The organism is Anaerobium acetethylicum, assembly GCF_900096945.1.
Taxonomy (GTDB): domain Bacteria; phylum Bacillota; class Clostridia; order Lachnospirales; family Lachnospiraceae; genus Anaerobium; species Anaerobium acetethylicum.
Window position 1 is genome coordinate 1 of the sequence record NZ_FMKA01000006.1, and the last position, 16,469, is coordinate 16,469.

Genomic DNA, 16,469 nt, shown 5'->3' on the forward strand with positions numbered 1-16,469 from the left:
AGAAAAGCTTGTAAGACTAAATTCCACACAAGAGATTGCAAGATTAAATTCCATACCTTGTATAAAAGGGGTGGAATTTAAAAATTCAATTTAGGAATGAAATCTTTGGTTGGATTCTTTTCCGTACAAACATTGCGATTGGAGGTATGAAGATATATACTTATATTATCTATACATCCGGGTACCTGGTACCAGGATGGGTGCAGCAATCTGAAAAGGGGAGACAATCATCAATGATGGAACAAAAGCTGACAAACAATATAAAAGACACAGCCCTGATTTTTGAGGGGGGCGGAATGAGAGCAAGCTATACCGCCGGATTTTTAAACACGCTGCTGGAAAACGAGATGTATTTCGACTATGTCGCAGGCATTTCTGCAGGATCCAGCCATAGCGCCAACTATCTGTCGAGGGATACAGAGAGGGTCAAACGATCCTTTGTGGATCTGGTCCAGGATAAAAACTTCGGCGGATGGAAATATTTTATCAGGGGAGAAGGTTTTTTCCGTTCGAAGTATATATACGAAGAAACGCCAAGGCCGGGTGGCGTATTACCCTTCGATTTCGATACGTTCAAGGCGAATCCGGCACAACTGCGTATTGGCGCATTTGACCGTGAAACAGGTGAGCTGGTCTACTATACCAAGGATGACATCCGGAATGTAAGCGACCTGATGAAAATAGTGCGTGCATCTTCGTCCATGCCGATCTTCATGCCGCCCACCCATTTTGGAGGACGCTGCTATGTGGACGGAGGCCTGGGCGGAGGTATCGCCCTCGATGTTGCAAAAAAGGATGGAAAGAAGAAATTTTTCGTTATCCTTACCCGCGAAAAAGGCTACAGGAAAAGACCGCTGAAATACACAGGCGCACTCAGGGCCTATTATCGGCACTATCCCCTGGTGGCGGAAGCGATGATGAACCGCCATATCTTATACAACAGGACTCTGGAGGAACTAGAGCAGCTGGAGAGCGAAGGGAAGGCATTCCTGGTCTATCCCGATGTCATGCCGGTATCCAACCGCGAGGTGGATTACAGGAAGCTTACAGAAAGCTATGAGCTGGGTTACGCTCAGGGAAGGCGTGATGTGCAGGGATGGAAGGAATTCCTGGTGCCTTTTGTTTGACATTGTTAAATGTTGACTATACAATAGAACAGAGAGTGTTTGTTATGCAACTATTCAGGACTGAGTCCTTCATAGTCGCATAGGGAAAAAGAAAAACACTTGTTTATTTTATATATTGAAAAAAACGGGGAGAAAATCATGAATAATTACAACTTGAAAACAACTTTAGTAATCATGGCAGCCGGGATCGGATCCCGATTCGGCGGAGGAATCAAACAGCTTGAACCGGTTGGACCGAATGGCGAAATCATTATGGACTATTCCATACACGATGCCCTCGAAGCAGGCTTCAACAAAATAGTGTTTATAATCCGAAAAGATCTGGAAGAAGACTTTAAAGAGGTGATCGGAAAAAGAATAGAAAAAATCTGTGATGTGGCCTATGCATTCCAGGAAATAGATAATCTTCCGGAGGGCTTTGCAAAACCGGAAGGCAGAACCAAGCCATGGGGAACCGGTCAGGCAGTCCTGGCCTGCAAGGGTATCGTCGGGGAACCGTTTGCGGTAATCAATGCAGACGATTACTATGGAAAAGAAGCCTTCGTCAAGGTCCATAAATATCTGTCCGCACTATCTGCTGACCAAAAGTCTGAGTTCTGCATGGCTGGCTTCAGACTCAAAAATACCCTGAGTGAAAACGGCGGAGTCACCAGAGGCGTATGCAGAATCGATGAAAACGGTATGCTTGCGGATGTGGTTGAGACCCAGAATATCATAAAAACCTCCACCGGCGCAGCCATTCTTGCGGAAGATGGAAAACAGGAACCAATTGATTCAGATTCTTATGTTTCAATGAACATGTGGGGACTGACACCGGAATTCTTTGATATTCTCGAATCGGGTTTTGTGAAATTCCTTTCAAAGCTTTCGGCGGAGGATCTGAAAGCAGAATACCTTCTGCCAACAATCATCGACAGCCTCATCAAATCAGGAGAGGCAAGCGTCAGAGTCCTCGATACAAACGACAGCTGGTTTGGCGTTACCTATAAAGAAGATAAAGAATCGGTAGTTGAATCCTTTAAAAAGCTTATTGCAGAAGGCGTTTACAAGGAGAAGCTTTTTGGGTAACAAAATGTTGTGCATCATATTTAATTATGAAGGCCGCAGTCCTGAATAGTTACCCTGGCGCAGTAATATTACAAGGAGAAAAACACCATGATGTTTGACAAAATACACCACGTTGCAATCATTGCATCGGACTACGAAAAATCGAAGCATTTTTATGTGGATCTGCTGGGATTTGAAATTATCCGTGAAAATTTCAGAGAAGAACGGGATGACTATAAGCTCGATCTTGCTCTGGGCGACTGCGAACTTGAGATTTTCGGTATCAAAAACAGTCCCCCAAGGCCCAGTTATCCGGAAGCCTGCGGTCTGAGGCATCTGGCATTTAAAATCGAAAACATCGAAGAAGCAGTCCGGGAACTGAACAAAAAAGGCATAGAAACGGAACCTGTGCGTCTGGATGCATTTACCGGAAAGAAGATGACCTTCTTTCAGGATCCTGATGGCCTGCCGCTGGAACTTCATGAATAGATGGAAGGGAGAATCAGTTATGGATTTTTTTGAAAAGGTAGGAGAAACATTATCTGTAAAGGGTAAGGAAGCAGTAAAGAAGGCAAAAGAGATGGCAGACATTTCGAATTTGAGCGTGCAGATCAGCAGCCAGGAAAAGATCGTCAGTAAGCTGTATGCTGAACTTGGGAAGGCTTATTTTGAACTGCACAGGGAAGAAGAAGACGGCCCCTATGCATCCCAGTTTAGGGAAATCAAGTCGGCTTCTGAAAAGATACAGGAGCTGAAAGGCGAAATCAATAAAATTAAAGGTGTGAAGACCTGCGAAAACTGCGGTGCCGATATGGGCGCAGATGCAGCATACTGCCCGGGATGCGGAACAAAGGCATCGGCTGAAGAGCCGGCCGGGGAACCGGAAGTAGATGATGATTTCGATGACGTCTATGATGATGCCTATGAGAATGCCTCCGAGACACCGCTGGATGATATAGGCGAAGAGGAGTAATCCCTGCACCGGATTACAGTTTTTGAAAAATGGATTCCGAAGTAGCTGTAAAAATACAGGAGCCAGGCTCTGTGGTTGGTTTACCACAAAGCCTGGCTCCTTACTGTGCCACAGGAAAGATTGTTCTGTACGACAGATTAAAAGAACTTTTTCTTTTTAAAATACCGGAGTGCGATTGTCACGACAAGGATAGCAAGGATAATCACGAAAAGATAGCCGAATTTCCAGGAAAGTTCGGGCATGTATTTGAAGTTCATTCCATACCAGCCTACAATCAGGGTGAGTGGAAGGAAGACGGCAGCAACGACCGTGAAGACTTCCATGACAGCGTTGAGGTTGTTGTCGAGCTGGGCGTGATATGCTTCCTTTACATGGGCGCAGTAGTCCTGCAGCATCTGTATATTGCTGTTCAGGCTCGATACCCGGTTCGTGAATATGGTAAAATAGCGCAGCTTGTCTTCGAGGAACAGATCGTTTTCATTTTCCTGAAGCGCCATTCCCAGCAGAGTCAGCTGCTCGTAAAAATTGTGGGTTACCAGGAGGCGTTTGCGGATACTGGTGATTTCGGCAGGGAAGTCGTCATTCAGCTGTTTCTTGCTTATTTCCTCTTCCAGACCGCTGATCGTTTCTTCCAGAACCTCGATAGCGTCGTAGTCATCTGCGATGAGCCGCTCGAGAAACCCGTAGATGACTCTTTCCAGAGTCAGTTTCTTCGGATTCAGCCGTTCCATGGCTTTTGAAAGCTTTTCGGCTACGCTGTCGTCAGCATCTTCGATGATAACGATCATGAATAGATTGCGCTTGATATAGATTGCAATCCGGTCCTGCAGTTTCAGGATGTGTTCCGAATCGATGCCGTTTATGATGCCGAAATGGTAGTCGTCATAAACATCGATGTTCCCGTGAAGATGGATCCGGTCGCTCTTGCATTCCAGTACCGTAGAGTTTGCGAAACCGAAACATTTATAATTCCGTTCGAGTTCTTCCAGAGAAATGAGGCCGACTGTTATTTTGTCCGGATCAATTTCTGAAAAGCCGATTTGCATGATTTCCGTGCTGATTTGATAGTACATAAGATGTCCTCTCTTTTGATAAAGCCCTGTGGCCAGGAAGATGTTTTCCTGGCCACAGGGCTGTTTTTATCTCATGAAAAAGTTTGTCCTCAGGCCACAGGGCTTGTTCTTAAGATTCCATAATAATCGGGAGTATAACGGGACTTCTTCTTATCTTTTTCCATAAGAAATCGTTCAGGTCATCTCTGACTTCATTCTTTAGCTTGCCCCATTCTGTAACGTTGCGGGTCTGGCATTTGTCTAAAGCATTGTTGATGACATTGCGCATTTCCTTCATAAGGACTTCGGATTCGCGGACATAGATGAAGCCGCGGGAAACGATGTCCGGTCCGGCAAGGATGTGGTTTGTTCCTTTTTCAAGGGTGAGGACCACGATAATGATGCCGTTTTCTGCAAGGCTCTGCCTGTCTCGGAGGACGATATTTCCGACGTCTCCGACCCCGAGGCCGTCAACATAGATTTCGCCTGACTGGACTTTGTCTATAACGCGTCCTTTCTCTTTGGAAAGTTCAAGCACGTCTCCTGACTTCAGCAGGAATGTATTTTCATGAGAAATACCAAGCTCATTTGCAAGGGCAGCCTGTGCTGCGAGATGCCTGTATTCGCCATGGACAGGAATTGAGTATTTAGGCTTCAAAAGCGAATAGATCAGCTTGATCTCTTCGGCGCAGGCATGTCCGGATACATGCGTATCCTGGAAGATTATCTTTGCGCCTTTCATGGTCAGTTCGTTTACGACTTTGGAAACTGCTTTTTCATTTCCTGGAATCGGAGTCGAGCTGAAGATGATTGCATCGCCAGGTTTGATTCTGACGTCCTTGTGGCTGCCGTCAGCCATTCTGGAAAGTGCAGCCATGGATTCGCCCTGGCTTCCAGTAGTGATAAATACGAGCTTTTCGTCCGGATAATTTTTCACCTGTTTGATATCGATCATGGTATTGTCCGGGATAGTGATGTAGCCGAGTTCCGAGGCGATGGCAATTACGTTGACCATACTGCGGCCCTGCAGAACTACTTTTCGCCCGAACTTGTGAGCGGTGTTGATAATCAGCTGAACCCTGTCGACATTGGATGCGAAGGTTGCTACGATCATGCGCTGCATGTTGTGTTCTGTAAAAAGATTTTCGAAAGTTTTTGAAAGCTTGATCTCAGACGGCGTGAAGCCTGGCCTGGATGCATTCGTGCTATCGCACATAAGGGCAAGTACGCCTTTTTTTCCTATTTCTGCAAATCGCTGAATGTCGATAGAATCGCCGAACAGCGGTGTGTAGTCGATCTTAAAATCTCCTGTGTGCACAAGGATGCCCGCCGGTGAATAGATTGCAAGGGCAGAAGCATCAGCAATGCTGTGGTTTGTCTTGATGAATTCGATTCTGAAAGCGCCGAGGTTGATTGACTGTCCGTGCTTTACCACTTTTCGTTTTGTTTTTGTCAGCAGGCCGTGTTCTTTCAGTTTGTGGTCGATGAGTCCGACAGTCAGTCCGGTTGCATAGATCGGAACGTTGATATCCCTTAATACGTAAGGGAGAGCGCCGATGTGATCCTCGTGTCCATGAGTGATGACAAACCCTTTGACTTTTGAAAGGTTGTTCTTCAGATAGGAGATGTCCGGGATTACAAGGTCGATTCCCAGCATATCTTCATCTGGAAATGAGATTCCGCAGTCGACGATAATGATGCTGTCTTCATATTCGATTGCAGTGATATTCATTCCGATTTTGTCAAGTCCGCCAAGAGGGATGATCCGGAGTTTGTCGCTTTTCACTTTCGCAGCTTTTGTGCCGGATTTTGATTGGGCTTTTGGAGCTGTTTCAGTCACGGCCTCGGAGCCCGGGAGTGCGGCAGCTTTTGCTGCATCTGTTTTTGCTTTCTGAGGTGCTGGCTTATTTGCTTTTGGCTTGTCGGTCTTAGGCTTGTCAGCCTTCGGCTTTTCGGCATTTGCTTTTTCAGCGGCGGCGGGGTCGGCAACAGGTTTGTCGCTTTTATTTCTTGGCTTTCTTGGCCTTGGCTTGCGGGCAGCCGGTTTGTCCGATTCCTCTTTATCGCTCTTTGTCTGATCGCCTGAAGCCTCGATGACTTGCGGCTTTTCGATCTGTATTTCTTTGTTTATTGATTCTTCAATATTTGTGTCTTCGTTCGTATTCAAATTAAATACCTCCTGTATTTCATAATTTAGTGAATTGACCTAGTCCGTTTGTTTAAGCCGTATAGAAAACCGGCCTGTTATCTATATATAATTAAATAGTATGGATATACCAGCCGTTGCTTCATCAATTAAATAAATTTGCATTTCTCTTCATAAAACCGTATTATCCCCTGATAAGACGATTCCTTAAAAGCTTTGACAACGATTGCTCGTAGTTGCAAATATCATTTTTTATTAATTTCCGGATAAATAGTCAATTTCAGTATATCAGTCCGGAACGAAGTCGTCAATATAGGGACTGTCTGTCACGGGCAAATTATATAAAAAATATATGCAAAAAAAGGACTGCGAGAAATACCCGCGGCCCTTTTTTTTTGCTGCTGTATAAGATTAGATCAGCTGATTATAATCTTGTTACGTTAGCTGCCTGATCTCCTCTGTTGCCAGAAGTGATGTCAAAGCTTACTGCCTGACCTTCGTCTAATGATTTGAATCCGTCTCCTAAGATAGCTGAGAAATGTACGAAAACATCTGCTCCGTTATCTGCTGTAATAAAACCAAATCCTTTTTCTGCGTTAAACCATTTTACTGTACCCTTATTCATTGTGGTACCTCCCATTTTTTTATTATACTCCATTGTAAAAAAAATTCACATATTTCTACAAATTATATATATATCAGCATCATACATACAATCTCTAGAAATATGTGAAATCTATTGATACATCTGTAATACTTGCTTACTATAACATGCCCGACCAGAAAGAGTCAAGTGTTTTCGGAATGTTTTATAATCTGGCCTGGCGGGTGTAACTGTTCATGCCATTTCTGTGCATCGCGCAGCGCGTTACTTGTCACGGAGTGAGCAGTAAACTGGGGACAAGCGAAGATGCAGAATTTCGGGGAGGAGGTCTGACCACTTTGGATGTTTGTGCGTAGAACAGTATTTGAAAGGCGCTTATAACAACGAGGTTACAGTGCAAAACTCCTTTTTGTTGTTGAAAATCAATAAAAACATCGGATGTATAGAGTGTGTTTCACCCTGGAATTTGTGCGAAATAACGAAAAATAAATGCATAATTGACAGTGCAACTCCAAAATGCTAGTATTTAATCAAGAAATACGTCAGACGTTATACGTCAACACAGGAGGAAGAAGTATGTTAAGGAGTCAGGAAGTCAGAAAACTAGCACCGGAGATGGACCCATTGCGTCTGGGCGCAGGATGGTCATTAGAAGATCTGGAAAAACCGCAGGTTATTGTCGAGAGCACATTTGGCGACAGCCATCCGGGAAGCGTACATTTGCTTGGATTGGTGGAAGAAGCCGTCAGGGGCATTCAGGAACATAACGGAAAAGGAGCAAGATACTTTGCTACGGATATCTGCGATGGAATGGCGCAGGGCCATGACGGAATCAATTATTCCCTTGTTTCAAGAGACGCCATTGCCAATCTGATTGAAATTCATGCCAATGCGACAACTTTTGACAGCGGCGTTTTTGTAGCCAGCTGCGACAAGGCTGTACCGGCACATCTGATGGCTATTGGAAGACTTGGAATACCGGCAATTATCGTAACAGGCGGCGTCATGGAGGCCGGACCTGATCTGCTTACGCTCGAGCAGATCGGCGCATACAGTGCGATGTGTCAGCGTGGGGAAATCACCGAAGAAAAGCTGACCTATTATAAACATCATGCATGTCCGTCGTGCGGATCCTGCTCATTCATGGGCACTGCTTCTACAATGCAGATCATGGCTGAGGCGCTTGGTCTTATGCTTCCGGGAAGCGCACTGATGCCAGCTACATGTGAAGATCTGAAGAAGGTTGCCTACAAAGCCGGAGAACAGGCTGTCAAACTGGCCAAAATGGGCCTGAAGGCATCCGATATCGTGACGATGAAGTCTTTTGAGAATGCAATCATCGTTCATGCGGCGATTTCGGGATCCACGAACTCCCTGCTGCATATTCCAGCAGCAGCCCATGAATTTGGACTTGAGGTTGATGCGGATACATTCGACAGGCTCCACAGGGGTGCAAAATACCTGCTTGATATCAGACCTGCAGGAAAATGGCCGGCTGAATATTTCTACTATGCAGGCGGCGTGCCCCGTGTGATGGAAGAAATCAAGGATCTGCTGCACCTTGACGTGATGACTGTAACTGGAAAGACCCTGGGAGAAAATCTGGAAGATCTTAAGAAAAACGGCTACTACGAAAGATGTGAGGAACTGCTTACCAAGACAGGGCTCAAAAGAACAGACATAATCCGCAGCATTGACAATCCGATCGGAAACGATGGAACCGTTGGAATCTTAAGAGGAAATCTCGCACCTGAAGGAGCTGTCGTCAAGCATTCTGTAGTTCCTAAGGAAATGCACAAGGCAGTATTAAAGGCGAAACCTTTCGATTGTGAAGAAGATGCGATCGCGGCGGTGCTCAGCAGGCAGATCAGGCCGGGAGATGCTGTAATCATCAGATATGAAGGTCCAAAAGGAAGCGGAATGCCGGAAATGTTCTATACGACTGAGGCGATTTCGTCAGATGAAGAATTAGGAAAGACGATTGCCCTTATTACGGACGGCAGATTCTCAGGCGCTTCAAAAGGGCCTGCGATTGGACATGTTTCACCGGAAGCTGCTTCAGGCGGTCCGATTGCCCTCGTTGAAGAGGATGATCTGATTGAAATTGATATCGAGAAGAGAATTCTCCAGATTATCGGTGTAAAAGGTCAGGAAATGCCGCTTCAGGAAGTGGACAGAATCCTTGCTGAAAGAAAGAAGAACTGGGTTCCAAAAGAAGAAAAATATAAGAGCGGGGTTCTTAAGATATTCTCGCAGCACGCCGTGTCGCCGATGAAGGGCGGATATATGGAGTAATTTGCATGCATCGTCTATTGCTATGAAGGGCATGGTCCTGAATAGTCAAAAAATAAACAGGAATAGTCAAAAAATAAATAGGAAAAGTTCGAGGGAGAAAAAAATCATGGGAAATACATTATTCTTAGCAGCTTCTGCAACAGCAGCTGCAACAGCTGATCCTGCCCGGCTTATTGCGGCGGCAATAATCGGTCTGGTGGTTTTATTGGTACTAATTATCGGGATCAAGCTTCATGCGATTCTTGCAATCCTGATCAGCGCCAGCGTGATCGGCGTAATTGCGGGCATGGAGCCTGCAGCGATCATCAGCTCCATAGGCGATGGTATCGGAAATACGCTGAGAGGCATTGCGCTGCTGGTAGGTCTTGGTTCAATGTTCGGCGCCATACTGGAAATATCCGGTGGTGCCCAGAGAATCGCATTGACCCTGGTAAATAAATTCGGTGAAAACAAAGCGGCATGGGCACTTGGGATAACAGGCCTTGTAATCGCAATGCCGGTATTCTTTGATGCAGGGCTCATCATTCTGATTCCCCTTGCATTGACACTTGCAAAAAACACGAAGAAATCAACGTTATTCTACGTAATTCCTCTTCTTGCAGGTCTCGCAGTTGGGCATGCATTTATTCCGCCGACACCGGGCCCGATACTTGTAGCGAACCTTCTTGGCGTGGATTTGGGATATGTAATCGGTATCGGCCTTATCTGTGGTACTGTAGCGATGATCCTTGGCGGTCCTGTATGGGGAAAATATATCGGCACTAAGATTTTCGTTCCGCTTCCTACTAATATCGCGGAAATGGAAGATTATGATGAATCAAAATTGCCAAAGTTCGGCACGGTAGTTGGAATAATCTTCATCCCTCTGTTTTTGATCCTGCTCAAGACCGTATCCGGCGTCGTGCCTGCAATGGCGGCAATTGCCCCTGTTCTTGCCTTCTTTGGCGAACCTTTTGTAGCACTGACCGTATCCACCCTGGTTGCCATGTTCATACTTGGCATCAGACATGGATATTCACGTGAAGAACTTGAAAAAGTCATGACGAAGTCACTTGAACCTACAGGCATGATACTCCTTGTAACAGCTTGCGGCGGTGTTTTAAGATATGTGCTCCAGAATTCAGGACTTGGGGATGTGATCGGCCAGTTCGTGGCAGACAGCGCACTCCCAATGGTTGTGGTTGCATTTATCATTTCTGCGCTTGTCAGAATCTCCGTTGGCTCATCCACGGTTGCCATGACGATGGCTGCAGGTATTGTGGCGGCTATGCCGGCCATTTCGGGATTTTCCCCTATACATCTTGCATGCATCACGGCAGCCATTGCCGGCGGTGCAACAGTATGCAGCCATTTCAACGATTCAGGTTTCTGGCTTGTAAAATCCCTGCTTCAGATTGATGAAAAAACGACACTTAAATCATGGACCATGATGGAAACGATCGTAGGCGGTTCGGGATTTGTGGTAGCGCTTCTTATTTCAGTAATTGTAAAATAGCTGAAGGCCAGGAGTTGGAGCAGTGCATCTGCCGCACTGCCAGGTGATAACCAAAAATAAATGAAAAAGGCTTTAAGGGCATTGCGTTCTGCAATGCCCTTAAAGCCTTACTTGATAATTATCAGAATTTCCATATAATTATAGATAGAGTTTGTTTGACGTGAAGGAGATGGAATTGATGAATAAAGATACTTCTTCTGCCAAGCCATTGGCAGAGATGGTTGAGGAAAACCTGATTCAATATATCATAGAAAATGATATGCAGGCAGGAGACAGGATACCGAATGAATTTGAGCTGGCTGAAAAACTGGGGGTCAGCAGAAGTACGATCCGGGAGGCTGTCAAACTTTTAGTCAGCAGAAATGTGCTCGTGATCAGGCGCGGAGCCGGAACCTACGTATCGGATAAAAAAGGGATTGCGGAAGATCCCCTTGGCCTGGCGTTTGTCCATGATAAATATGCGCTGGCCATGGATCTGCTGGATGTGAGAATCATACTTGAACCTGAGATTGCCAGTATGGCGGCTATAAAGGCGACAGATGAGGAAATAGAACAAATCGTCGACCAGTGCCGGAAGGTGGAGGAACTGTATGAAAAAGGCGAAGACCACAGGCTGGAGGATGTGAAATTCCATGAACTTATTGCGCGCTGCAGCAGAAATGTCGTTATCGAGAAGATCATACCGGTCATCAATACAGCTGTCGTCCTGTTTGCGGATATTACAAAACGCAAGCTGAAACAGGAGACGATCTCTACCCACAGGGATATAGCCGATGCGATCAGATCCCGGGATCCCGGTGCAGCGAAATATGCAATGATGATGCATCTTATCTACAACAGGCAGATGATTGCAAAATTAATTAAAGAACGAGATGAAAAATAACAGGGAGAAGGTGCCATGCGCAGCTGAAGGCAGTCAGCGTTGCATGGCATTTTTTTTATCTCATAGGAGCGTGGCCTATGAGTTGAAAACGCTCCGCGAAGGAGGTGCAGTAGGGTTTGAGGTATTTGACTGGCTAGCATCAATCAGCCGGCACCAGAAAAAAGATGTCGATAAACAGTGAAAAAAACTAAAAATTGTCGCTTTATATAATCAACATCATGTGCTATACTTACAATAAACGAAATAATGGAATATTTTCTAATTTTGAAACAGCAAAAATGTCCTGCTGAGGCGACGGAGGTGTTTCGCGATGTTTAATCTGAATTATCCATTTGACGACGAAATGATCATGCAAAAGAAGAAATCAATCAGGAAGGAGCTCCTCGATAAGGACAGCCCCTTTATTGATAAAAAAATTGCGATCCTGAGCGGTTCGACGATCGGCGATGTGAAATCAGTTCTTGAACTTTTTCTTCTGGACCAGGGAATCCGACCGGTATTTTACGAAGGTTCCTATAACAGGTTTTATGAAGAGGCTGTATTTGGAAATGCCGGCCTGGAGGAGTTCCAGCCTGAAATCATTTATATACACACAAGCAATAAAAATATTGACGTTTTTCCATGTGTGGGAGACGGAGAAGCTGTTCTGGCGCAAAAGCTTGAGTCGGTATACAGGAGATACGAAACAGTCTGGACCGAGCTGAAAAAGCGTTATGGATGTCCGGTCATCCAGAACAACTTCGAGCCGCTGGCCTACAGGCTCCTGGGAAATGCGGATGCCTATCATAAGTACGGAAAAAATAATTTTATCAGCCATCTGAATCAGAAAATGTATGAGTATGCAAATGCCAACGCAGGGTTCTATATCAATGACATCAGCTATCTTGCTTCCTGGTATGGCTTGGAGAAATGGTCAAACCCTTCTCATTGGTATCTGTACAAGCAGGCTATGGATCTGAATGCCATACCGCTTCTCTGTCGGAATATATCCAGGATCGTGAAGTCCCTGTATGGAAAAAATAAAAAGGCTCTGGCTCTTGATCTCGACAATACCCTCTGGGGCGGAGTGATTGGGGATGACGGTGTCGAAAATATCAGACTGGGGGAGGAATCGCCGGAAGGCAGGGCTTTTACGGCATTCCAGCGTTATCTGAAAGAGATTTCGACCCTGGGAATCACCCTGAATGCATGCTCGAAAAACGAAGAATCCCTTGCGGTGGAAGGTTTTTCTCATGAGGGAAGCGTGCTGAAGAGGGATGATTTCATATCATGGAAGGTGAGCTGGACAGACAAGAATATCAGCATCGCCGCCATGGCAAAAGAAATCAATATAGGCCTGGACAGCATCGTGTTCGTGGATGACAATCCGGTGGAGAGGGAAATTGTCAGGACCAGGCTGCCCGAGGTCAGCGTACCAGAGATAGGAAGTCCGGAGGAATACATCAAAGCGCTGGACCAGGAGGGATATTTTGAAATAACAACCCTTTCCGAAGACGACATGAACCGAAACCAGTCCTACAAGGCCATCATACAAAGGGAAATTCTGGAAAACAGCATTGAGGACTACGGCGAATTTCTTGTGTCTCTGCAGATGAAGTGTTATATGAGCCCCTTCACGGAGCCTGTGATCCCCAGGATTACCCAGCTAATCAACAAGACGAACCAGTTCAATCTGACAACGAAACGTCTTACTGAAAATGAGGTCAGAAATGCCGCTGAGGATGAAAGCGTCATAACCCTGGCAGCAAGACTATGCGACAAATTCGAAAACGCAGGCATCGTAACAGCCATGATAGCCCCCGTAAAAGACGGCGAAGCAGTAATCGAGCTTTGGGTCATGAGCTGCAGGGTCTTCAAACGGAATCTGGAGTTTGCCATATTCGATGAACTGATCAGGGAGTGCAAAAGAAAAGGCGTCAAAAAGATCAAAGCCTCCTATCTGCCGACCAAAAAAAACCTGCTGGTAAAAGGGCTGTACGAGGAACTGGGATTTGAAAAGACAGAGGAAAGCGAAACCGGGACAGTCTGGTCATACAGCATACCTGAGGAATACAGGAATAAAAACAGCGTGATGGAGGTATTTTATGATGAGCAGGAAAGAGATAATGGATAAGATCCAGGATATTTTCAGGAATAATTTTGATGATGATACATTGATCATAACGGAATCGACATCAGCGCAGGATATTGAAGACTGGGATTCCTTCGAGCAGATGCGCCTGATCGTAGCCATGGAACATGAGTTCAAAATCAAACTGGATATCAGGGCAGTGGCGGCACTTAAGGACGTGGGTGACATGTCCCGCCTTATTGAAAAAAAACTGTCGATTGCGCAGTAATCCTGGATGATTTGAAGATCAGAGCCGGAACAATAGTAAGAACGGGGGGAAACCTATGAATGCCTTTTCTTATGATGAAATTTTAATCGGTCATGCATATGAATTCACTGCGGATATACGTGATGAAGAGCAGAACATGTTCTGCAGACTGAGCGGAGATGTCAATCCCCTGCATAGGGACAGGGAGTTTGCTGTCGGAAGAGGGTTTAAGGACAGGGTGGTTTATGGCATGCTTACGGCATCCTATTATTCTACCCTTGTCGGCGTGTTCCTTCCGGGAGAGAGATGCCTGATCCATGAGATGGAACTTAAGTTTACAAAACCTGTATATATAAACGACACTCTCACCATACGTGGAGAGGTTACAGAAAAGAATGACACTTTTCAGCTGCTGACCATCAAGGCGACGATCAGGAACCAGCTGGGGCTGACAGTCTCAAAAGCGAAAATCAGAGTCAGCGTATGATGCCGGATAAGGCAGAATGCTGTGGAATAAGGCAGGGGGAGAGACGTATGAATATTCAGTACGGATGTGTAACGATGCGTGCGTTGGAAAGAAAAGACATGGCGATGCTGCTTGCTATCTTAAATGATCCGGATGTGGAAAATATGATGGCAGGATGGTCATTCCCTATGTCTGAGGAGAACCAGATGAAGTGGTTTGAACATTTTGATCCCAACAAGGAACTGAGATGCATGATCGATGTCGTCAACGGTGCTACCATCGGCACCATAGGTCTGGTGGATATCGACTGGAAAAACAGGAAGGCCGAGCTGTTCTACAAGGTGGTCAACGATATTGAAAAGAGGGTCAAGGGTGATGTAAACGACGCCACCATGGGAATCCTGGCTTATGCGTTTGATGAATTGAACATGCACTGTATCACCGGACTTACCCTCGAGAAAAATATATTTTCCCAGAAGATGCTTAAGAAATGCGGATTCACCCAGGAGGGTGTGCTCCGCAAACGGATTTATAAAAAGGGAGAATACTGGAATCAGGTAAACTACTCTATTTTGAAGGAAGAATTTGAAGAAAAGCGGGCAACAGAAGCGGGGATTGAGAAATAAGAGCATGTCATTTGCCATTGAGGAAAGAGGTGGACGTTTTGACAGACGAAAAGCGAAAAAGCACAATCGGCAGGAACGGAAAGCGCTTCATTGCAGGGCTTCTGGGGCTGGTTCTGGTGGGAGTCATACTGATATCCTTTGGCGGCGGGACTCCGGATGAGGAGAAGGTGGATCTGCCTGAAACGGCAGGCGCAGATCTTCCGCCGCCGGATTCTGATTCTGTGGGAACAGGTACGGATGATGATTCCGAATCTTCGGATGAGCAGTCTGCACTGTATGCAGAAAAGGGATTCCTAAACGCGAAAAATCCGCCATCACCCCTTAAGGGCGCAGCTGGTGACGGAATTACCGATGATACTGTTGCATTGCAGAATATCATAGACTACTGTGTGGAAAACAGCAAGGATCTCTATGTTCCGGCTGGAACCTATATGATAAAAGCTGGGAAAGGCGTCGATACGCCATTTGAAACAAGGGATGGACAGGGTCTGTTTATAGAAGGCAGCATGGAGCTGTATGCAGATGCAGGTGCAACATTCAAGCTCCTGCCTACGGCAAGTCCGGTCCCGACCCTGCTGACGATCAGGAACACCTCCGACGTTACAGTTTCAGGAGGAAACTGGATTGGAGAGAGGGATGAGCATCTGGACACGGCCGGTGAAGGAGGGACGCTGATTGTCATATCCTGTTGCGACTATGTCCATATCAGCAATGTGGTTGTTAAGGATGCATGGGGAGACGGCATGGCGGTCTATAATTCGCCTCCATACAAAGACAGCTCCCTGAGCAGCTATATCTATATCGACAGCGCCTACGTGGACCGCTGTGGAAGGAATGGCCTGACCATAGGCGGGGTAAAGGAAATGTATGTGACCAATTCGGTTTTCAACGGAATGGACAGGACGATGCCCAAAGCGGGCGTCGATATTGAACCCGACGGCATCCAGCCGATGGCCGACAATGTCAGTTTCTACAAATGTACATTCAGCAACAACGGCGTGCAGGGCCTTACCTATGGCTTTGGGAACGGAGCAAGGAATGTAAGCGTAAAAAGCTGCGAGTTCTTTGGGAACGGAACAGTGGATATAAATATCGCGGCCGTAAAGAAAACGCCAATGAAAGGCACGGTCATTGAAAACAATCTGTTCTCCAATACGCTGCGGTTTTCAATCGGCATGAGCAATACCTTCAATGCCGAAATATCGGGCAATCAGATGTATGCGGCAACAAAGAATGCAGGATCAGGATGCTTTTATCTTGCAGAAGTCTCCGATATAAATATTACGGAGAACTATATGGAAGGATTCCTGTGTATAATTGACAATACCGAAATAGGAGCCTCGGAAGGCATAACCCTTCATAAAAATGTGTATAAGCTCTGCGGAAGCGAATATCTCAGGTAGGGGTTAATGGCTATTGACAGAAAACAAAATAGAT

Annotated in this window: 15 protein-coding genes; 12 read left to right on the forward strand and 3 right to left on the reverse strand. The window is 45.8% G+C overall.

Annotation, left to right across the window (positions count from 1 at the left end):
• The first annotated feature begins 233 nt into the window (after positions 1-233).
• The 4 genes from BJR36_RS07130 to BJR36_RS07145 all read left to right on the forward strand — a co-directional run bounded on the left by BJR36_RS07130 (position 234) and on the right by BJR36_RS07145 (position 3,147).
• Positions 234-1,127, forward strand: coding sequence for a patatin-like phospholipase family protein (locus BJR36_RS07130; protein ID WP_091232140.1), 894 nt, complete (start codon positions 234-236; stop codon positions 1,125-1,127).
• A gap of 138 nt (positions 1,128-1,265) precedes the next feature.
• Positions 1,266-2,195: a nucleotidyltransferase family protein gene (locus tag BJR36_RS07135; RefSeq protein ID WP_091232143.1), complete on the forward strand. Its 930-nt coding sequence runs from the start codon at positions 1,266-1,268 to the stop codon at positions 2,193-2,195.
• 87 nt (positions 2,196-2,282) lie between these two features.
• Positions 2,283-2,663: an SMU1112c/YaeR family gloxylase I-like metalloprotein gene (gloA2, locus tag BJR36_RS07140; RefSeq protein WP_091232146.1), complete on the forward strand. Its 381-nt coding sequence runs from the start codon at positions 2,283-2,285 to the stop codon at positions 2,661-2,663.
• Between the two features lie 19 nt (positions 2,664-2,682).
• On the forward strand, positions 2,683-3,147 hold the full coding sequence (locus tag BJR36_RS07145; RefSeq protein WP_091232148.1) for a zinc ribbon domain-containing protein: 465 nt from the start codon (positions 2,683-2,685) through the stop codon (positions 3,145-3,147).
• Positions 3,148-3,284: 137 nt separating this feature from the next.
• On the opposite strand, the gene BJR36_RS07150 is transcribed toward BJR36_RS07145, so the two are convergent.
• The 3 genes from BJR36_RS07150 to BJR36_RS07160 form a co-directional block, all read right to left on the reverse strand.
• Complete coding sequence (locus BJR36_RS07150) at positions 3,285-4,220, reverse strand: magnesium transporter CorA family protein (protein WP_091232152.1); 936 nt, start codon at positions 4,218-4,220, stop codon at positions 3,285-3,287.
• Positions 4,221-4,329: 109 nt separating this feature from the next.
• Positions 4,330-5,985: a ribonuclease J gene (locus tag BJR36_RS07155; RefSeq protein ID WP_242875494.1), complete on the reverse strand. Its 1,656-nt coding sequence runs from the start codon at positions 5,983-5,985 to the stop codon at positions 4,330-4,332.
• Positions 5,986-6,769: 784 nt separating this feature from the next.
• Positions 6,770-6,970 carry a cold-shock protein gene (locus BJR36_RS07160; protein WP_091232155.1) on the reverse strand — a complete coding sequence of 67 codons (201 nt, stop codon included), beginning with the start codon at positions 6,968-6,970 and terminating at the stop codon, positions 6,770-6,772.
• A gap of 555 nt (positions 6,971-7,525) precedes the next feature.
• Between BJR36_RS07160 and ilvD the strand changes: the two genes are divergently transcribed.
• From ilvD to BJR36_RS07205, 8 genes are all read left to right on the forward strand, one after another.
• Positions 7,526-9,244, forward strand: a complete 1,719-nt coding sequence (gene ilvD / locus BJR36_RS07165; RefSeq protein ID WP_091232158.1) for a dihydroxy-acid dehydratase — start codon at positions 7,526-7,528, stop codon at positions 9,242-9,244.
• A gap of 106 nt (positions 9,245-9,350) precedes the next feature.
• On the forward strand, positions 9,351-10,739 hold the full coding sequence (locus tag BJR36_RS07170) for a GntP family permease (protein WP_091232162.1): 1,389 nt from the start codon (positions 9,351-9,353) through the stop codon (positions 10,737-10,739).
• 178 nt (positions 10,740-10,917) lie between these two features.
• On the forward strand, positions 10,918-11,622 hold the full coding sequence (locus BJR36_RS07175; RefSeq protein WP_091232167.1) for a FadR/GntR family transcriptional regulator: 705 nt from the start codon (positions 10,918-10,920) through the stop codon (positions 11,620-11,622).
• Positions 11,623-11,932: 310 nt separating this feature from the next.
• Positions 11,933-13,735 carry an HAD-IIIC family phosphatase gene (locus BJR36_RS07185; RefSeq protein ID WP_091232173.1) on the forward strand — a complete coding sequence of 601 codons (1,803 nt, stop codon included), beginning with the start codon at positions 11,933-11,935 and terminating at the stop codon, positions 13,733-13,735.
• Positions 13,707-13,961, forward strand: a complete 255-nt coding sequence (locus BJR36_RS07190) for an acyl carrier protein (RefSeq protein ID WP_242875489.1) — start codon at positions 13,707-13,709, stop codon at positions 13,959-13,961. Before BJR36_RS07185 ends, BJR36_RS07190 begins: the two co-directional genes overlap by 29 nt.
• A 55-nt stretch (positions 13,962-14,016) precedes the next feature.
• A complete protein-coding gene (locus tag BJR36_RS07195; RefSeq protein WP_091232175.1) occupies positions 14,017-14,427 on the forward strand; it encodes a MaoC/PaaZ C-terminal domain-containing protein in 411 nt (136 codons plus the stop codon).
• Positions 14,428-14,474: 47 nt separating this feature from the next.
• The gene (locus BJR36_RS07200) at positions 14,475-15,032 is read left to right on the forward strand and encodes a GNAT family N-acetyltransferase (protein ID WP_169823615.1); all 558 of its coding nucleotides are present in this window, start codon (positions 14,475-14,477) and stop codon (positions 15,030-15,032) included.
• A 38-nt stretch (positions 15,033-15,070) separates the two neighbouring features.
• Positions 15,071-16,435: a right-handed parallel beta-helix repeat-containing protein gene (locus tag BJR36_RS07205; RefSeq protein ID WP_169823616.1), complete on the forward strand. Its 1,365-nt coding sequence runs from the start codon at positions 15,071-15,073 to the stop codon at positions 16,433-16,435.
• Positions 16,436-16,469 lie beyond the last annotated feature (34 nt).